At 61.1% G+C, this 17,109-nt stretch carries 16 protein-coding genes and 2 pseudogenes; 11 read left to right on the top strand and 7 right to left on the bottom strand.

Going from position 1 to position 17,109, the window contains the following annotated elements:
• Positions 1–25: 25 nt before the first annotated feature.
• Positions 26–781 (bottom strand): methyl-accepting chemotaxis protein, encoded by a 756-nt coding sequence (locus PMI21_RS30075; RefSeq protein WP_443200750.1) that lies wholly within the window; start codon positions 779–781, stop codon positions 26–28.
• A 102-nt stretch (positions 782–883) separates the two neighbouring features.
• Positions 884–1,954, bottom strand: a pseudogene (locus tag PMI21_RS30070) (HAMP domain-containing protein); the annotation flags it as partial.
• A gap of 449 nt (positions 1,955–2,403) precedes the next feature.
• Between PMI21_RS30070 and PMI21_RS27715 the strand changes: the two are divergent.
• From PMI21_RS27715 to PMI21_RS27725, 4 genes and pseudogenes are all read left to right on the top strand, one after another.
• A complete protein-coding gene (locus PMI21_RS27715; RefSeq protein WP_162130321.1) occupies positions 2,404–3,720 on the top strand; it encodes a Na+/H+ antiporter family protein in 1,317 nt (438 codons plus the stop codon).
• A 128-nt stretch (positions 3,721–3,848) separates the two neighbouring features.
• A pseudogene (locus PMI21_RS30065) lies at positions 3,849–4,673 on the top strand (cache domain-containing protein); the annotation flags it as partial.
• A 36-nt stretch (positions 4,674–4,709) separates the two neighbouring features.
• Positions 4,710–5,531, top strand: coding sequence for a methyl-accepting chemotaxis protein (locus PMI21_RS30060; RefSeq protein ID WP_443200749.1), 822 nt, complete (start codon positions 4,710–4,712; stop codon positions 5,529–5,531).
• A 95-nt stretch (positions 5,532–5,626) separates the two neighbouring features.
• Entirely contained in the window at positions 5,627–5,785 is a 159-nt protein-coding gene (locus PMI21_RS27725) for a metallothionein (RefSeq protein ID WP_007933039.1), read from the top strand.
• 72 nt (positions 5,786–5,857) lie between these two features.
• Here the strand turns inward: PMI21_RS27725 and PMI21_RS27730 are convergent, their stop codons facing one another.
• Positions 5,858–6,085 carry a DUF6555 family protein gene (locus tag PMI21_RS27730; RefSeq protein ID WP_007933038.1) on the bottom strand — a complete coding sequence of 76 codons (228 nt, stop codon included), beginning with the start codon at positions 6,083–6,085 and terminating at the stop codon, positions 5,858–5,860.
• Positions 6,086–6,232: 147 nt separating this feature from the next.
• Between PMI21_RS27730 and PMI21_RS27735 the strand changes: the two genes are divergently transcribed.
• The 3 genes from PMI21_RS27735 to PMI21_RS27740 all read left to right on the top strand — a co-directional run bounded on the left by PMI21_RS27735 (position 6,233) and on the right by PMI21_RS27740 (position 8,277).
• Positions 6,233–7,021 carry an AraC family transcriptional regulator gene (locus PMI21_RS27735; RefSeq protein WP_007933036.1) on the top strand — a complete coding sequence of 263 codons (789 nt, stop codon included), beginning with the start codon at positions 6,233–6,235 and terminating at the stop codon, positions 7,019–7,021.
• Between the two features lie 97 nt (positions 7,022–7,118).
• Complete coding sequence (locus tag PMI21_RS28485) at positions 7,119–7,292, top strand: DUF1427 family protein (RefSeq protein ID WP_007933035.1); 174 nt, start codon at positions 7,119–7,121, stop codon at positions 7,290–7,292.
• A gap of 28 nt (positions 7,293–7,320) precedes the next feature.
• A complete protein-coding gene (locus PMI21_RS27740; RefSeq protein WP_007933034.1) occupies positions 7,321–8,277 on the top strand; it encodes a quinone oxidoreductase family protein in 957 nt (318 codons plus the stop codon).
• Positions 8,278–8,346: 69 nt separating this feature from the next.
• Here the strand turns inward: PMI21_RS27740 and PMI21_RS27745 are convergent, their stop codons facing one another.
• Together PMI21_RS27745 and PMI21_RS27750 are read right to left on the bottom strand one after the other, a co-directional pair.
• Positions 8,347–9,381 carry a purine-nucleoside phosphorylase gene (locus PMI21_RS27745; protein ID WP_007933033.1) on the bottom strand — a complete coding sequence of 345 codons (1,035 nt, stop codon included), beginning with the start codon at positions 9,379–9,381 and terminating at the stop codon, positions 8,347–8,349.
• Between the two features lie 24 nt (positions 9,382–9,405).
• On the bottom strand, positions 9,406–10,362 hold the full coding sequence (locus PMI21_RS27750) for a nucleoside-specific channel-forming protein Tsx (RefSeq protein ID WP_007933032.1): 957 nt from the start codon (positions 10,360–10,362) through the stop codon (positions 9,406–9,408).
• Between the two features lie 308 nt (positions 10,363–10,670).
• On the opposite strand from PMI21_RS27750, the gene selD reads away from it, so the two are divergent.
• Both selD and mnmH read left to right on the top strand, forming a co-directional pair.
• A complete protein-coding gene (gene selD, locus PMI21_RS27755) occupies positions 10,671–11,705 on the top strand; it encodes a selenide, water dikinase SelD (RefSeq protein WP_007933031.1) in 1,035 nt (344 codons plus the stop codon).
• Positions 11,705–12,808, top strand: coding sequence for a tRNA 2-selenouridine(34) synthase MnmH (gene mnmH, locus PMI21_RS27760; RefSeq protein ID WP_007933030.1), 1,104 nt, complete (start codon positions 11,705–11,707; stop codon positions 12,806–12,808). Before selD ends, mnmH begins: the two co-directional genes overlap by 1 nt.
• A gap of 46 nt (positions 12,809–12,854) precedes the next feature.
• Here the strand turns inward: mnmH and PMI21_RS27765 are convergent, their stop codons facing one another.
• Positions 12,855–13,529: a hypothetical protein gene (locus PMI21_RS27765; protein ID WP_007933029.1), complete on the bottom strand. Its 675-nt coding sequence runs from the start codon at positions 13,527–13,529 to the stop codon at positions 12,855–12,857.
• Positions 13,530–13,836: 307 nt separating this feature from the next.
• Here PMI21_RS27765 and PMI21_RS27770 point away from each other — a divergent pair, with 307 nt between their 5' ends.
• Together PMI21_RS27770 and PMI21_RS27775 are read left to right on the top strand one after the other, a co-directional pair.
• A complete protein-coding gene (locus PMI21_RS27770) occupies positions 13,837–14,544 on the top strand; it encodes a glutathione binding-like protein (RefSeq protein WP_007933028.1) in 708 nt (235 codons plus the stop codon).
• Positions 14,545–14,567: 23 nt separating this feature from the next.
• Positions 14,568–15,410 carry a PhzF family phenazine biosynthesis protein gene (locus PMI21_RS27775; RefSeq protein ID WP_007933024.1) on the top strand — a complete coding sequence of 281 codons (843 nt, stop codon included), beginning with the start codon at positions 14,568–14,570 and terminating at the stop codon, positions 15,408–15,410.
• A 54-nt stretch (positions 15,411–15,464) separates the two neighbouring features.
• On the opposite strand, the gene PMI21_RS27780 is transcribed toward PMI21_RS27775, so the two are convergent.
• Positions 15,465–16,994 carry an FAD-dependent oxidoreductase gene (locus tag PMI21_RS27780; RefSeq protein ID WP_007933023.1) on the bottom strand — a complete coding sequence of 510 codons (1,530 nt, stop codon included), beginning with the start codon at positions 16,992–16,994 and terminating at the stop codon, positions 15,465–15,467.
• Positions 16,995–17,109 lie beyond the last annotated feature (115 nt).

Genomic DNA, 17,109 nt, shown 5'->3' with positions numbered 1-17,109 from the left:
TGCGTGGGAACGATCATGCGTTGAATCAGACGCGAAACTGGTCCATCAAGCTCTGCTGCTGATTCGCCAGGCTGTTAAGCGACTGACTCACCCGTGCCGACTCATTGGCCTGCCCCGACAGTGATTCGGTCACGTCCCGAATGGTCGCCACGTTGTTATTGATTTCCTCGGCCACCGCGCTTTGCTCTTCCGCCGCGCTGGCAATCTGCAGGTTCATGTCGCTGATCACCGTCACCGCATCACCAATCTGCCGCAACGCCGTCACCGCCTGACCCACCTGTTCGACACTGCCCTGAGCCTGGCGATGGCTGCTGTTCATCGAACTCACCACGTCCTGAGTACCGCCCTGCAACTGCTCGATCACCTGACGGGTTTCCTCCACGGACTCCTGAGTGCGCCGCGCCAGGTTGCGCACTTCATCGGCGACCACGGCGAAACCGCGTCCGGCTTCACCGGCGCGGGCGGCTTCGATGGCGGCGTTCAGCGCCAGCAGGTTGGTCTGCTCGGCAATGGCGCGAATCACTTCCAGCACCGAGCCGATTTTCTCGCTGTTCGCCGCCAGGCCTTCGACCTGCAACATGGCCGCGCTCATGTCGGCGGCGAGGTGGTCGATGCTGGCGGTGGTGCGATCGATCACGGTCAAGCCCTGACGGGTCGCCTGATCGGCATCGCGTGCTGCTTGTGCCGCTTGCGCGGCGCTGCGGGCGACGTCCTGGGCGGTGGCGCTCATTTCGTGGGACGCGGTGGCCACCTGATCGACCTGGCGGTATTGCTGCTCCATGCCGGCGCTGGTCTGGGTGGCGATGGCGGACGATTGGTCTGCCGTACTGCGGGCGTCCTGCACCGAGCGTTTCACTTCGGCGATGATCGGTTGCAGTTTGTCGAGGAAACGGTTGAACCAGCCAGCCAACTGCCCCAGTTCATCCTTTTTGTCGTAAGCCAGACGCCGGGTCAGGTCGCCTTCGCCGCTGGCAATGTCTTCCAGCATGCGGGCCACGCCGAGGATCGGTTTGGTCACACTGCGGGCCATCAGCCACACCAGCAACAAACCGACGAGCGCCGCCAGCACACCCAGGCACAGTTCAACCAGGGTGCCGGCGGTGTTGCTGTCGTCGAGTTGTTTTTTCAACGCTTCGGCGGGGCCGACCAGCACCTTCTCCGGCACGTCGAGCAACACGCCCCAGGATTTGCCATCGGGAATCGGCTGGAACGGCGACAGCACTTTCAGTTGCTGGTTGCTGTGCAGGCTCTCGGTCTTGCTGCTGGTGGTCAGCCGGCGCAGCAGTTCGGCACCGTTGGTGGTGTCCACGGCGTCCAGGCGCTGGCTGAGCTTGCTGGCGTCCGGGCTGTAGCCGGCCAGCAAACCGACCGGGCTGACGATGCTGACGCTGGTCTGGCCGTCATAGAGTTTCTTGCTGGCGCTCTGGCTGATCGCTTGCAGGCTGTTGAGGTTGATGTCTACCGACAGCGAGGCGATGACTTTGCCGTTGACCATCAGCGGGAACACGATGCTGGTCATCAGCACGTTCTGGCCGTCGATCACATAGAAATAGGGTTCGATCACACAAGGCTTGAGCGTGGTGCGCGGGCAGGTGAACCAGGCGTTGGCCGGCTCGCCGCTGGGGCCGGTGCTGGTGTCGGCCATGTCGCTTTCCGGCAGGGCCATGGAGGTCACTTTGCCGGGTGTCGGTTGCGACCAGTACAGGGCGAAACGGCCCTTGTCGTTACTGCCCAGCTCCGCCTGGCCGGCGAACAGATTGTCCTTGCCGTCCAGCGCATTGGCCTCGAACACCAGCGACAGGCCAAGCAGGTCCGGGTTGGCTTGCAGGGCCGACTTGACCTGCCGGGTCAAGTCTTCACGCAGATCGAAGGCATCGAGAAAGCGCTTCTCGGCCTGATCGCGCAAAAACAGCACCTGCCGCGAAAAGCCATGGCCATATTGATAGGCGTCCATGAATTGCTGGCGAATCCCCAGCGCCTGGACTTCACCCTGGGACTCGATGCGCGCCTGGGCGGCTTCGGTGAGCATTTCCATGCTCGAGGCTTTCACCAGCGCCGAGCTGTGCTCCATGCGATACAGCGAAAGCCCTACCAGCAGGGTCACGATGCCCGCCAGGCAGAGCCCGGCCAACAGGGTGATTTTCCATTGAATGGAAAGATGTCTGAGCGACATGGGAACGTCCTTTTATTCGATAAATATCTGAGACTTTGCACTGTAGCGGCCGTGATTTGGCTTTCTTTATGCATCCTGATGAATATCGACGACCCCCTGTAGGAGCTTTGACAAGGGAACGATGCTGCGGCACAGTGCGCGCCCTCTAATAAAACCCTCTCTTTAATCCGCTGGCGGCGCTTATGCGCACTGCCGGACGGACTCTTTCCACTTGCCTTGAGGTAACGATGATTAATGCTGTAATTGCCGCGGTCGGCATCATGCTGATACTCAGCCTGTCCCGCGTGCATGTGGTAATCGCGCTGATTGTGGGCGCGCTGGTCGGCGGTTTGACCGGTGGCCTGGGAATCGAAGCGACCCTCAAAGCCTTCAACAACGGCCTCGGCGGCGGGGCGACGGTGGCGTTGTCCTACGCTTTGCTTGGCGCGTTCGCCGTGGCCATCGCCAAGTCCGGCCTGGCCCATGCCCTGGCCGACAAAGCCCTGGCCATGGTCGATCGCCAGCACGCCAATGGCGGCGGCAATGTCAAATGGCTGCTGATCGGCTTGCTCTGGGTGGTGGCCATCGCCTCGCAGAACATTTTGCCGATTCATATCGCCTTTATCCCGTTGCTGGTGCCGCCTCTTTTATATGTGCTGACCAAACTGCAACTGGACCGGCGGTTGATCGCCTGCGTCATTACCTTCGGGCTGATCACGCCATACATGTTCCTGCCGGTGGGCTTCGGCAACATCTTCCTCAATGAAATCCTGCTGGCCAACGTCGCCCGTAGCGGCGTGGACATCAGCGGCATCAACGTCACCCATGCCATGGGCATTCCGGCGCTGGGCATGGTGTTTGGCCTCGCGGCAGCCTTCATCAGCTACCGCAAGAAGCGTATTTATGACCTGGAAAAGATCGAGCAAGTCGAACAGGTCGCGGTGCAGTACAACCCGTTGAGCCTGATGGTCGCCGGTCTGGCGATTGTCGTGGCGTTCATTATTCAGCTGCTGCTGGACTCGATGATTATCGGGGCACTGGTGGGCTTCTTGATCTTTTCGGCGTCGGGCATCGTCAAGTGGCGCGAAACCGATGACCTGTTCACCGAAGGCATGAAGATGATGGCGATGATTGGTTTCATCATGATCGCCGCGTCCGGGTTTGCTGAAGTGATGAAAGCCACCGGGCATGTGCAGACACTGGTGGAGTCCTCGGCCTCGTGGATCGACCACAGCAAAGGCATCGGGGCGCTGTTGATGCTGCTGGTGGGCCTGTTGGTAACCATGGGCATCGGCTCGTCGTTTTCCACGGTACCGATTCTGGCGGCGATTTTCGTGCCGTTGTGTGTGCAACTGGGCTTCAGCCCGATCGCCATCGTGTGCATTGTCGGCACTGCCGGCGCGTTGGGCGATGCCGGTTCACCGGCCTCGGACTCGACCCTGGGCCCGACCTCCGGTCTGAACATCGACGGCCAGCATCACCACATCTGGGACACCGTGGTCCCGACCTTCCTGCACTACAACCTGCCGTTGCTGGCGTTCGGTTGGGTGGCGGCGATGGTTCTGTAACCACATTTACCTTGTGGGAGCGTGCGGTGCGGCGATCCGACGCTCCCACAAGGACCACGTTCAACTTTTGATCCGGCCTGCCGATAAAAGCCTTTAACCACGCCAATAAAACCAAAAGAGTGAACGTCATGCGCATGAGCCTGAAGGCCAAAGTCCTGTCCCTTGCCGTCCTCCCGGTGTTGCTCTTTGCGCTGGTCATCAGCCTGACCACGCTGTTCATCCTGCAGGAACAGGCCCGCAAGGAAGTCGAGGAAACCCGTCAGCGCCTGCTCAGCGACGCCAAGGCGACCCTGCAAAGTTACGTTGCCGTGGCCATGACCACGATCAAGCCGCTCTACGACGCGGCCGCTCCCGGTGATGACGCGGCGCGGGCGCAGGTGATCAAGTTGCTGTCGAGCATCACCTACGGCAAGGACGGCTACTTCTTCGGCTACGACTCCAACACCGTGCGCCTGTTCAAGGCCAACAGCCCCGAAGGCGTGGGCCAGAGCTTCAAGGACAACCGCGACCCGAACGGCGTGTACGTCAACCGCGACCTGGTGAAAGTCGCCAAGGACGGTACCCACTACCTGCAATACAGCTCGCCGCTGCCTGGTAACACCCAAGTGCAGGTGCCCAAGCTCGGCTACACCGAATACCTGCCGAAGTGGGACATGGCGGTCGGCACCTCGGTCAACCTCGACGGTATCGAAGCTCAAGTGGCGCTGGTCGAGATCAAGGTCCAGGAACGCATGCAAGGCGTGGTGCTGAGCATTGTCGGGATTGCCGTGGTGGTGCTGCTGGTGATCGCCGCTGCCGGGATGTTGCTGGCCAACACCATTTTGCGTCCGCTGAACCTGATGAAAGCCAACCTCGACGACATCGCGGCGGGCGAGGGCGACCTGACCCGGCGCCTGACCATCACCAGCCAGGATGAACTCGGCGAACTGGCCGGCTCGTTCAACCGTTTCGTCGACAAGATCCACGGCCTGGTGCGGCAGATCACTGAAATGACCTCGCAACTGACCGGCCTGGTGAATCAGGTTTCCGATCAGGCCCAACGCTCGGATCAGGCCATGGAGCGCCAGCGTCACGAGACCGATCAGGTGGCCACGGCGATCAACCAAATGTCGGCGGCAGCCCAGGAAGTGGCCAAGAGCGCGCAAAATGCCGCGGTCGCTGCCCAGCAGACCGACGAAGAAGGCCAGGCCGCCAAGCGCGTGGTGGCCGGCAGCATCGTGAAGATTCATGCGCTGGTGAGCGACATTCGCAGCAGCGGCGTGTCCCTCGACAGCCTGCAGAAAGACGTGTCGTCGATTGTCAGCGTGCTCGGGGTGATCCGTTCGATTGCCGAGCAGACCAACCTGCTGGCGCTCAATGCCGCCATTGAAGCGGCCCGCGCCGGTGAGGCCGGGCGTGGTTTTGCGGTGGTCGCCGACGAGGTGCGGGCGCTGGCCAGTCGCACACAAATCAGCACCCAGGAAATCCAGGGCATGATCGACCGCTTGCAGGCCGGCACCCAATCGGCGGTCGAGTCCATGCGCCGCTCCAGCGAGGCCGGCGACGGCACATCGGCCCAGGCCAACGAGGCCGGGGCGTCGCTGGACGCCATGGCCCAACTGATCGGCACCATCAACTCAATGAACGCGCAGATTGCCAGCGCCGCCGAAGAGCAAACCGCCGTGGCTGAAGAGATCAACCGCAGCGTGCACCAGATCGCCGTGGCGGTAGACAGCGTCGCCGACGAAACCCAGCGCGGCGCACAAACCTCGCGCAGCCTGGCCGATCTCGGTCAGCGCCTGGGGCAACTGGTCGGGCAATTTCGTATTTGATGCGGTGAATGGGGCAGGGCTGACTCCAACTCCTACACTGGTATTACGGTGCGCATCCGTCGCACCCGGACGACCATAACCATGGAGTCAGACTCATGAACGACGGTACCTGCGACTGCCCCAAATGCTCATGCAAACTAGGTGATCACCCCATCGTGCGTCACGGCAAGCACTATTGCTGCGAAGGCTGCGCCAAGCATCACGAACACGGCGAAGAATGCTCCACCAAAGGCTGCAAGTGCACTCAGCACTGACTGCTCAGCCAAAAAAAGTGGAGCCGTTCGGGCTCCACTTTCAGTTTGAATGTTCGTACTCTCTTTTAATGCTCAACTCGTCGGTCGCCAGGTCACGTTCTCGACGCCGAATTTTTCCGCCACTGGTTTGCTGGTCTTTTGCACCCGCTCACGGCCAAAACGCGGGATCCGGCCCACTCCGGCGTCGCAACTTGCCCAGTGCCAGGCTTCTGCGTTATCCATTTTGTCCAGGCGGATGATGAAAGACTTGGGTGTGCCATGAAGGGTGTATTCAATGACGAAAAGTTTTGCATTGTTCATAAAGCCTGTATTCCTCCCTGTTGTAATAGAAGGATCGCCCGGCGCGTGAAAAATTCAGTCGGATTGTCAGTCGGGTACAGTGACTGGCGACACGCTGCACGCCTCGCTACCATGGAGCCTTTCCGCCCCCCCCAATGATCCTAGCTTATGGCCAAGGCCGCGCCGCCTGATTTGAGCGACACCGATGTGCCCGTGCAACCGCTGGCACGTACTTACCCGCGTGGGATGTATATCGAGCCTCACGAACATGTGTGGGGCCAGCTGCTGTACGCGATGAGCGGCGTGATGTGGGTCGAGACGCCCCATGAAGCGCTGGTGGTGCCGCCGCAACGGGCGGTCTGGCTGCCGCCGGGTGTTCCGCACGGGATTCGCGTGGTGTCCGACTTGCAGATGCGCAACATCTACCTGCGACCGTCATTGGCGGCGACGCTGGATGACAGCGTGCAAGTGATTGAAGTCGGCGGCTTGCTGCGCGAACTGATCGTCGGGCTGGTGGAACAGGGCGACGACGGTGCCCCGGATTACTACGACGCGTTGGTCGGCCTGGCATTGCTGGAACTCAAGCGCGCCCGGCGTTCAACGCTGAAAATCCCGCTGCCGGACGATTCCGACCGGCGGCTGATGAACCTGTGCCAGGCGGTCATGGCCTCACCGTCGCTGGACATTTCCTTCGAGCAACACGCCGAAAATGCCGGTGCCAGCGTGCGCACCCTGGCGCGGCTGTTCAAGGACGGCTTGGGCATGGGCTTCGCCGAATGGCGGCGGCAGGTGCAACTGGCGACCGCGGCGGCCGAATTGATTCAGGGCGTACCGGTCAGCGCGATTGCCCGGGAGCTGGGTTATTCGCCGAGCAGTTTCAGCGACATGTTCCGCCGGGAACTGGGCGTCGCGCCTTCGCAGTTTTGCGTGAGCCAGCAACGGGGTTCAGGCGCGTAAAAAAAACGCTTTGGCCGACATTCAGAAGTACTTGGCCGACGTCCGTGGCGACCTCTCTCTAGACTCTGCGCATACCCCTTATGCCACGGAGTCTGTCATGAACTACCTTATCTCGTTGGGTATCGGTCTGGGCGTCGGCCTGCTCTATGGCGCGCTGGACTTTCGTTCCCCCGCACCACCGGCCATCGCGCTGGTGGGCCTGCTGGGCATGCTCGCCGGTGAACAGTTGTGGCCCTTGGGCCGGCAACTGGTAGCGGGCTGGATCTCCTGAACCCTTTATCCAATTGGTGAAAACATCCATGAAAGCACTGCAATTCGACAAAACCGGCGACCTCTCGGCCCTGCGCTACGTTGAGGTGGCCACCCCCGTTCCCGGCGCTGACGAAGTGCTGGTCCAGATCAAGGCAGCGGGCCTCAATCCCAGTGATGTGAAAAACGTACTGGGGCGCTTTCCCTACACCACGTTGCCGCGAGTTCCAGGCCGTGATTTCGCCGGCATCGTCGTCGAAGGCCCACAGACACTGATCGGCCAGGAAGTCTGGGGCACCGGCCGGGAGCTGGGCTTCTTTGCCGACGGTTCCCACGCACAATTCGTCAAACTGCCGGCCAATGGCGTGGCCTTGAAGCCGACACACCTGAGTTTTGCCCAGGCCGCCAGCCTTGGCGTGCCGTACACCACGGCGTGGGATGCACTGGAACGCAGCCTTGTCACGACCGGAACGCGGCTGTTGGTGATCGGCGGCGGGGCGGTGGGCAGCGCGGCGTTGGCGTTGGCCAAAGTCCGGGGCGCCCAGGTGCTGGCAGCGGCGCGGCGGCCGGAGCAGGTCAAGGATTTGCAGGCTCAGGGTTATCAGACGCTGCAACTGGATAAGCCCGAAGAACTGGGGGTACAGGTCAACGCGGTATATACCGGCGGCGCCGACGTGATCTTCGACACCACCGGTTTCTGGCTGCCGGCCTCGGTCCCGGCGCTGGCCGCGTTCGGCCGCATCGCAATCATCGCCGCGCCGGCCGATGGGCATGTGCAATTGCCGGCCCTGGCGCTGTATCGCAAGGGCGGTTCGGTGGTGGGGATCAATTCGTTGCTGTACGGGGTTCAGGCGTGTGCGGCGATGCTTGAGCAATTCGGCAGGTTTTTCGATCAGGGCCTGTTGCCGTTGCCGGAAGGACTGATTGAGTCGCCGTTGGCCGAGGGGCTGGAGCGGTATGCCGAGGTGAATCAGGGTAGTGGCGACAAGGTGATTTTGTTGCCTTGAAATAGATGCAATTGGAAATACACCCCGGATCAAATGTGGGGGCGGGCAAACCCGCTCCCACATATCAGATCAGGCTTCAGGCACACCTTTCTCCCACGCCGACCAATGCTGCAAAATCTCCTGCACCAACGGATTCCCCGTGCGGTACAGGTTCTCCAGTGCCGGTACAAACCCGCCCTGATCGGCGTATTTGAGCAGGTTATCCACCTCGCTCTGCCCCGGTGCCGGCCGGTCGAAATCCGAGCCTGCGCGCACCACCGCCAGACGCCGGACATCCACCAGACCTTCGCGACTGGCCCGCAGCAGTGCCTCGTAGGTGGAGTTGTCTTCCTGCTGAGTGGTGCAGTAGACACCTTCGTTGTTGGTCAGCAATTTTGTCCAGACTTCCGCCCGCTCGCTCAAGCGCGTCCCGGAAAACCAGGTATTGCCCGCCAGCGTATCGCACTGGGTCACCACCGGCGGCTGATTGGCCGGGGCCGACGGATACTTCAAGCGCCAGACCGCCGACTCCTTGCTCTCGCTCAGCTCGACCTTGTGGCTCAGGGCGAAGGCCTTGGCCTGCAGCTTTGGATTGAGTTCGAAGACTTCGGTCTTGTAATCCAGCGGCGGTTTTTCGTTCGGGCCTTTGGTGTTGATGCCCAGGTAACCGGTCGGCCAGTCTTTCGGCGCGTCCCTGGAATCCAGTTCCCACTGGGTGCCGAACTCCACCAGGTAGTGCGCCCACGCGGTGGTGCCAATGGTGCCGTGTTTCGGGCTGATGCCGGCAATCCCGGCGATCAGGAAGTAACTTTTGCGCAGGTCGAATTTCGGCGACAGCGCCAGGGCCAGGGTCGAGGCCGCCGCATTGGTCTGGCCCATGCCGGTGACCATCAGGCACACCTGTTGGGTGTTGCAGCGAATGTTCGGGTACTCGGCGGACAGGCCCGGTACGCGCACTTCTTGCTTGAGCTCCAGGCGATCGATCCAGTTCTGCGCCTCGGGGGCGAACATGGTGATCAGCATCACTTTCGGCTGGATCGGTGCTTCTACCGCCCAGACAGAGGAAGAGAGCAGGGTGCTTGCCGCAAAACCGACAGACAGGGAAAGACGCGTCATTGCTTTCATAAAACCTCCTGGTTCAAATGAGCCTTAAAACTGATAGCCGACACCGGCGTAGTAACCCCAGCCGTTGGAACGGGCGCGGAAGTCACCGTCGCCGAAATTCAACTCACTGCCGTCTTCCCAGTTGCCGCCGTTGTGGAAGTAACGGCCGACCAGGGTGAAACGCAAGTGGGTGAAGGCGTAGAGCAACACGTTGGTGGCCACGGTGGCATTGGCGGTGCGGGCCGGGTTGTCCTTGTGCAGATCGGAGCCGAAGTCGAAGTTGGTGAAACCGATGTAGGTCAACGAAGCGCCGTTGCTGAAACTGCTGATGGGCACGATGTATTTGAGCTGGGCGCGGTAGCCGTCCCACGAATACTCGTTGCTGGCGCCGTAGTTTTCCCACTGATAGCGGCCGTAGAAGTTGGCCGACAGGTTGACCCGCGAATGGGTGTCGATGTCAGTGCCGAGGCCGCTGTACAGCGTGTTGGCGCGGTTGGCACTGTTGCTGCCGTGGTCGTAGATCCAGTCGAACGCCACGTACCATTCCTTGAACGGTCCGACGGCCAGGCTGCGGCCGGCCAGGTAGTCGATGGAAATCCGTGGTTCGTGTTCCATGAACACCGGCGAACCGTGGTCCCATATGCCTTTGTCATGGCTGTTGCCGATGTCGAAGATCTTCGGAATGTCGATATAGCCGTACAACTCGAACGGCCCCTTGCGGCCGAAGTACTCGTATTCCAGATAGATATCGTCGGCCGGTTGCGGGCCGAAACTGATGTCCTTGCTGCCGATGACGGTCAGATCCTGATTGAACCAGTCCGACAGGTACGCGCCTTTTTTCGGCGGGCTGGCTTCAGGGCTGAGGGCTTCGCCCTGGGCGGATTCTTCGGCGGTGGCCGGTTGGGCCAAAACGTGGCTGCTGAGTAGTCCTGTAACGCTGGCCAGCAGCAAGGAAACAGCAAACGTGCGTGAGCAAGTCACGCGGCTGGAGGTGCAATGCATTAAAAGTCCCTTTTCGTGCGGATCCAAGTCCCGGTGGTACGGGCTTGCGCGGTTAAGTGGCGAACAGGCCGGTATCGGCGACTCGCAAACGTTTGCACAAGGCATACCAGTTTATTCAATAGGCTGAAAAATAGGGAGAATTGGTGGTTTTGCTGTCCTTTCGGTCAAGGATTTCGTGGGATAGGAGAAAGGAGGCTTACCCGAGTGCACCAAAGTGAGCGTCGCTGCACAAAGATCGTTCTTGCGCGCCCTCCTACAAATGGGGGTTGCTGTAGAATCCAGGGCATTGACCTCACAAGGTGCATCCCATGAGCGAGCCGATTCGTCTGACCCAATACAGCCACGGCGCAGGCTGTGGCTGCAAGATTTCACCCCAGGTGCTGGAGGTGATTCTGGCCGGCAGCGGGGCGCAGAACCTGGACCCGAAACTCTGGGTCGGCAATGCCTCGCGCGATGACGCGGCGGTGTATGCCATTGATGAAGAGCGCGGCGTGGTGTCGACCACTGACTTCTTTATGCCGATCGTCGACGACCCGTTCGATTTCGGCCGTATCGCCGCCACCAACGCCATCAGCGACATTTACGCCATGGGCGGCGATCCGTTGATGGCGATTGCGATCCTCGGCTGGCCGGTCAATGTGCTGGCGCCGGAGATTGCCCGGGAAGTGATTCGTGGCGGGCGTTCGGTCTGCGATGAAGCGGGAATCCCCTTGGCCGGTGGCCACTCCATCGACGCACCTGAGCCGATCTTCGGCCTGGCCGTGACCGGGCTGGTGGAAAAGCGCCACATGAAGCGCAACGACACCGCCACCGCCGGCTGCTTGCTCTATCTCACCAAACCCCTGGGCATCGGCATCCTCACCACCGCCGAGAAGAAGGGCAAGTTGCGTAATGCCGACATCGGCCTGGCCCGCGACTGGATGTGCACCCTGAACAAACCCGGCAGCCGTTTCGGCAAGCTCGACGGCGTAACCGCAATGACCGACGTCACCGGTTTCGGCTTGCTCGGGCACTTGGTGGAAATGGCCGATGGCAGCAACGTGACCGCCCGCATCGGCTACGACCGTGTGCCGCGCCTGCCGGGCGTCGAGTATTACCTCGATCAAGGTTGCGTGCCCGGCGGCACGCTGCGCAATTTCGACAGCTACGCCAGCAAGGTCGGTCGGCTCCAGGAGTTGCATAAACGTGTGCTCTGCGACCCACAGACCAGCGGCGGTTTGCTGATTGCAGTCACGCCCGAAGGCGACGCCGCGTTCCTGGCGGTGGCGGCCGAACTCGGTCTGGTCCTTCAGCCGATCGGCGAGCTGGTTGAGCGACAGACCCACGCGGTTGAGGTGGTTTGATGTCCAGAGACTTCACCGATTACCGCGACATCTTCCTCAACGACCGGGCGATGATGGATGTGCGCGCGCCGGTCGAATTCCTCAAGGGCTCATTCCCCGACGTGGTCAACCTGCCGCTGATGAATGACCACGAGCGGCAACGGGTCGGCACTTGCTACAAACAGCACGGCCAGCAAGCGGCGATCACGCTGGGGCATCAATTGGTGACCGGCGCGATCAAGGCCGAGCGCATCCAGGCCTGGGCCGATTTTGCCAGGGCGCATCCGGATGGTTATTTGTATTGTTTTCGCGGCGGGCTGCGTTCGCAGATCGTCCAGCAGTGGCTCAAGGACGAGGCGGGCATCGACTATCCGCGCGTCGGTGGCGGCTACAAGGCCATGCGCACGTTCTTGCTCGACACGCTCGACCAGGCCGTTGCCCAGTGCGATTTCGTTTTGCTGGGCGGCATGACCGGCACCGGCAAGACCGAGGTGCTCACGCAATTGAGCAATGCGCTGGACCTTGAAGGGCACGCCCATCATCGCGGCTCCAGCTTCGGCAAACGCGCCACTGGCCAACCTTCCAACATCGACTTTGAAAACCGCCTGGCCGTGGACGTGCTGAAAAAGCGTGCCGGCGGTATCGAGCAGTTTGTGCTCGAAGACGAGAGCCGCGCAATCGGCAGTTGCGCGCTGCCGTTGCCGCTGTATCAGGGCATGCAGCAGTTTCCGATGGTCTGGCTGGAAGACAGCCTGGAAGGGCGCGTCGAGCGGATCCTGCGCGATTACGTGGTGGATTTATGCGCCGAGTTCACCGAGGTGTATGGCGATGAAGGCTTCACGCTGTTTTCCGAGCGGATGTTGGCGAGCCTGAATAATGTCCAGAAGCGCCTGGGTGGCGAACGCCATCGGCGGATGTTGACCTTGATGGAAGACGCGCTGGCGGAACAGGCGGGCAGCGGTGCGGTGGACTTGCACCGGGGCTGGATCGAAGGGTTGCTGCGTGAGTATTACGACCCGATGTATGTGTTTCAGCGGGAGAAGAAAGGCGCACGGATCGAGTTTGTCGGGGATCGGAACGCCGTTCTCGAATATTTGCGGGAGCGAGGTAATCAGCGGGGTTGATGTTGTTTTTGCTGGCCCTATCGCGAGCAGGCAGGTGCCCGACCGCTTACGTCGGACAAGTCTCCCGACCGTTATCCAGCCCTTGCTTGTAACTGTGGCTCTGCAAGCTGGCCTTGCCGTTGTGCCAGGTCAGGGTGAGCACGTACAGCGAGTCGTAGTCGCTGGATGCCCAGTCATCGGCGATGCGCTGTTTTGAGCCGATGGCTTCCCCGGCGACCTTGTTGATCAGCTCGGGCAGGTAGCCATGGGACCAGGCGGTATAGATGATCGAGTTGTGATACTTGTCGCGAAGCAGTTCATCGGCCAGGTCGCTGGTGTCGTTGGCCGAAAACTCGATGTTCACCGGCAAGCCGAGCTTGATCGCGCTGGGGCTGATCGTCATCAGGGGGCGAATGTAACTGTAGGAATTATCCAGTTCGCCTTCCTCGACATTGCGCGTCGGGTTGGCGGCAAACACGTAGTTGGCCTTGCCGAATTTTTCCGGCAGCAAGGTGGCCAGGTCGATGGCGCGGTTCAGTCCCTGGCAATTGAGCTGGCCCAGGCCGCCGGCCGGTTTTTCCGCGTGACGCAAAAACACCAGCGTCTGTGTACCGTCCACCGGTTGGGCGCGGCTTTCACTGGACTCCAGCGACAAAAACAACGCGCCGGCCGCCAACAGAGCGGGCAGGAAGATATAAACGCGATGTTTGAAGCGGTGGGTGAGTTTCAAAGGATTCATCATCGAATAGGTGATCTTCAGCGCATTCGGTTAAGGCTGACAAACCTTGACACCGCAAGCTCCTAGCATAGGGTGTTTTCCATGTCGTTGACCCGGTCCATTTCTAACAGGGCAATGCTCAGAGTCCGCTGACACCCTTTTGGTTCGATCCGAGCTTCGATCCGAGCGAGGTGCCTGGCACTTTAGCGGCAACCTTGAACGGATTGGGGGAAAGGTTATCGACAGGATGTTTCGGATTTATGGACACAGTACACATCGTAGCCCCATCCCCCTTATGATCTTCACTCCGTTTTTCCCGTGGAAGCTCCCGATGACCGACTTGTCTGCATTCCCCATCACTCGAAAATGGCCGGCCCAGTACCCGGAGTGGATCCAGCTCTATTCCTTGCCAACGCCCAATGGCGTCAAGGTTTCGATCATGCTCGAAGAGATCGGGCTGCCCTACGAGCCGCATCGTGTGGGCTTCGATACCCAGGATCAGATGTCCCCTGAGTTTCGGTCGCTGAACCCCAATAACAAGATTCCGGCGATCCTCGATCCCCACGGCCCGGGAGATCAACCGCTGGCGCTGTTCGAGTCCGGGGCGATTCTGATTTATCTCGCCGACAAGAGCGGGCAACTGCTGGCCCAGGAGTCGGCGGCACGTTATGAGACCCTTCAGTGGCTGATGTTTCAGATGGGCGGTATCGGGCCGATGTTCGGCCAGCTCGGTTTCTTCAACAAATTCGCTGGCAAGGACTACGAAGACAAGCGTCCGCGTGATCGCTACGTCGACGAAAGCAAGCGCTTGCTCAACGTCCTCGATGGCCGCCTGCAAGGGCGCGACTGGATCATGGGCGAGCGCTACACTATCGCCGACATCGCGACCTTTCCGTGGGTGCGCAACCTGATCGGCTTCTACGAGGCCGGCGACCTGGTGGGCATCCAGAATTTCCCCAACGTCACCCGCGTGCTGGAGCGTTTCCTGGCAAGGCCTGCAGTAATTCGCGGGCTGGAAATCCCCAGGCAATCCCTTTGAATCCCTCATCACCAAGGCAGGCAATGAGCTCATTCGATTTCAAGCAAGTAGATGTTTTCAGCCACGTCGCGCTCAAGGGCAACCCGTTGGCGGTGGTGTTCGGCGCAGACAAGCTCAGCGATGAGCGCATGGCAGCGTTCGCGAACTGGACCAACCTCAGCGAAACCACGTTCGTGCTCGAACCTCGAGACCCCCGGGCCGACTATCGGGTGCGTATCTTCACCACCCTGCAAGAGTTGCCGTTCGCCGGTCATCCGACGCTGGGTACATGCCATGCCTGGCTCGAGGCCGGGGGGTTGCCCAAGGGGGAGGAGATCATTCAGGAGTGCGGTGTCGGCCTGGTGCGGGTGCGTCGGCAGGGGGCGGAGCTGGCGTTTCTTGCGCCACCGCTGCTCAGGTCCGGCCCGGTGGACGCCGGGCAGGTCGAGCGTGTGCGGCTGGGCCTCGGATTGGCGCCGGGCGCGATTGTGCGTACGCAATGGGTCGACAACGGTGCCGGTTGGCTGGCGGTGATGGTCGAGGAGCGCCAGCAGGTGCTGGACTTGCAACCGGATCATTCGCAGATGCTCGGCCTCGCCGTCGGTGTCATCGCGCCGTGGCACCCCGAGCGCGATGGTGCTGACGCGCAGTTCGAAGTGCGTGCATTCATCTCCGGCGACGGCATGCCGGAAGACCCGGCCACCGGCAGCCTGAACGCCGGGATCGCCCAATGGTTGCTCAGCGAAGGGCTGGCCCCGGCGTCTTATGTCGTCAGCCAGGGCCTGACCATGGGCCGCGCCGGGCGGATTCGGGTGGAGCAGGTGGGGGATGAGATTTGGATTGGCGGTTCTGTGGTGACGTGTATCTCAGGGACGCTGACGATCTAACCTGTGGGGAGCGAGCAATCCCGCTCCCCACATTTGATCCTCGGCGCCTTGGGTTCAGCTGATAAAAGGCCGTATCCCATGATCGCGGAAATACCGTTCGATCACCTTGGGATCGGCGCTGTAATCGGCGATCGCCACATAGGTATCCGGGCGCAGCAGATAAAACCCGTTGCGCGCCAGCCCCACGGTTTCAAACACCGGCCGCCAGTCGAACACCTGCAATGGCAGGTGATGCGCTTTGCACCATGCGATCATTTCGTCGCTGGTGTCGCCATACACATGCACCTGCCAGGTCGGGTATTTCAGCGATTCGAAGTTATCCCATTCTCCGTCGTGGGCCCAGGGTAGGCGATCACCGCCGTGAACAGGGCCGGCAACGCCCTCGCTCAACGGCATGCCGCGATAGTTGAGGGTGGTTTGCGACACCGTGCGAAACATGAACTCCCGGACGGCCTCGAACGAGATCATTTTCGGGATCAAAAAGGGCGCCACGCGCATGCGTATCACGTCGGCAATTGGCCCATCGGCCGTGACGAAATTGAACACCCGGTCAGTGGTGGCCACCAGGCGCTGGGCAAAGGCGATGCGTTCGGTTTCATAACTGTCGAGCAGTTTGCTCGTGGCGCTGCCGCTTAACACCGCCGCGAGCTTCCAGGCCAGATTGATCGCGTCGCCAATCCCGGTGTTCATGCCCTGGCCACCCGCCGGGCTGTGGACATGGGCGGCGTCACCCAATAGAAACGCGCGCCCGGTGCGAAAGTGATCCGCTACCCGGTGATGCACGCGGTAGGTCGAGAACCAGTTCACCTCATCGATCTGCAGCTTTAAGTGCTCGATGGCCCGTTTGCTGACGTCTGCAAACTGGAGAGTTTCGGCGCGGTCGGCGCGTTCGTCGCGAACCGTGCCGATCAGTCGGGCGCGACCTTCGCTGGACAAAGGAAAAATGGCGAGAAAGTCGGCTTCGTCGAGGTCCACATGCAATTCACCGTTGAACGTCGGGCCGCGGGCCTGCACATCTGCCACGTAGAAAATCTGCTGGTAGGTGCCCCCCGGAAAACCGGTGTCCAGGGTTTTACGCACAATCGAGCGGGCGCCGTCGCAGCCTGCGAGGTAACAGGCCTGACAGGTTTCCTGCTGGCCATCGGGCAAGAGCAGCGTCGCGGTGATGCCGTCCCCGGTTTCCTCGAAGTTCTGCAGTTCGGTGTTGCGCTCCACTGTAATGCCGAAGGTCTCCAGGCGTTCGATCAGCAGCTGTTCGTGCTCGTCTTGCGGATAGATTTCCAGGAACGCATAGGGCGTCAAACCCTCGCCGATGGCGCTCAGCGGCAGGTGTGCGACTGGTTCGCCCTTGACCCAGAAATTCGCTGCGCACACTTTATGGCCGTTCTGCACCACGGCGTCGCTGAGGTCGAGCTGGCGATACAGTTCCAGCGTTCTGGCCTGTACCGCCAACGCGCGTGAGGTGGTGCCGGGGGCCGAGGTCTTGTCGATAATCCGTACCCGAATCCCCAGCTTGCTCAACCACAGTGCCAGGACCAGCCCGGTCGGGCCGGCGCCGATGATCAGCACGTCGCTACGGTTCATGGGCCTGTCCTCCTCGGTGTGTGGATCAAGTATGGTTCAACCGGGGGGCACTCGCGGGACGACTGCTCAACGGGAAAGCGCCGGCGTTATAGCGCCGTAGCAGCTGCCGAGCCTG

It is taken from the genome of Pseudomonas sp. GM18 (assembly GCF_000282195.1).
GTDB lineage: Bacteria > Pseudomonadota > Gammaproteobacteria > Pseudomonadales > Pseudomonadaceae > Aquipseudomonas.
This window is presented reverse-complemented; position numbering and strand designations above follow the sequence as displayed.

What these genes read in the sequence shown, in the direction of transcription:
- PMI21_RS30075 (WP_443200750.1), bottom strand. Translation starts at nt 781, where the DNA reads ATGGAGCAGCAATACCGCCAGGTCGATCAGGTGGCCACCGCGTCCCAC.
- PMI21_RS30060 (WP_443200749.1), top strand. Translation starts at nt 4,710, where the DNA reads ATGACCTCGCAACTGACCGGCCTGGTGAATCAGGTTTCCGATCAGGCC.
- PMI21_RS27725 (WP_007933039.1), top strand. Translation starts at nt 5,627, where the DNA reads ATGAACGACGGTACCTGCGACTGCCCCAAATGCTCATGCAAACTAGGT.
- PMI21_RS27730 (WP_007933038.1), bottom strand. Translation starts at nt 6,085, where the DNA reads ATGAACAATGCAAAACTTTTCGTCATTGAATACACCCTTCATGGCACA.
- PMI21_RS27735 (WP_007933036.1), top strand. Translation starts at nt 6,233, where the DNA reads ATGGCCAAGGCCGCGCCGCCTGATTTGAGCGACACCGATGTGCCCGTG.
- PMI21_RS28485 (WP_007933035.1), top strand. Translation starts at nt 7,119, where the DNA reads ATGAACTACCTTATCTCGTTGGGTATCGGTCTGGGCGTCGGCCTGCTC.
- PMI21_RS27740 (WP_007933034.1), top strand. Translation starts at nt 7,321, where the DNA reads ATGAAAGCACTGCAATTCGACAAAACCGGCGACCTCTCGGCCCTGCGC.
- PMI21_RS27745 (WP_007933033.1), bottom strand. Translation starts at nt 9,381, where the DNA reads ATGAAAGCAATGACGCGTCTTTCCCTGTCTGTCGGTTTTGCGGCAAGC.
- PMI21_RS27750 (WP_007933032.1), bottom strand. Translation starts at nt 10,362, where the DNA reads ATGCATTGCACCTCCAGCCGCGTGACTTGCTCACGCACGTTTGCTGTT.
- selD (WP_007933031.1), top strand. Translation starts at nt 10,671, where the DNA reads ATGAGCGAGCCGATTCGTCTGACCCAATACAGCCACGGCGCAGGCTGT.
- mnmH (WP_007933030.1), top strand. Translation starts at nt 11,705, where the DNA reads ATGTCCAGAGACTTCACCGATTACCGCGACATCTTCCTCAACGACCGG.
- PMI21_RS27765 (WP_007933029.1), bottom strand. Translation starts at nt 13,529, where the DNA reads ATGATGAATCCTTTGAAACTCACCCACCGCTTCAAACATCGCGTTTAT.
- PMI21_RS27770 (WP_007933028.1), top strand. Translation starts at nt 13,837, where the DNA reads ATGACCGACTTGTCTGCATTCCCCATCACTCGAAAATGGCCGGCCCAG.
- PMI21_RS27775 (WP_007933024.1), top strand. Translation starts at nt 14,568, where the DNA reads ATGAGCTCATTCGATTTCAAGCAAGTAGATGTTTTCAGCCACGTCGCG.
- PMI21_RS27780 (WP_007933023.1), bottom strand. Translation starts at nt 16,994, where the DNA reads ATGAACCGTAGCGACGTGCTGATCATCGGCGCCGGCCCGACCGGGCTG.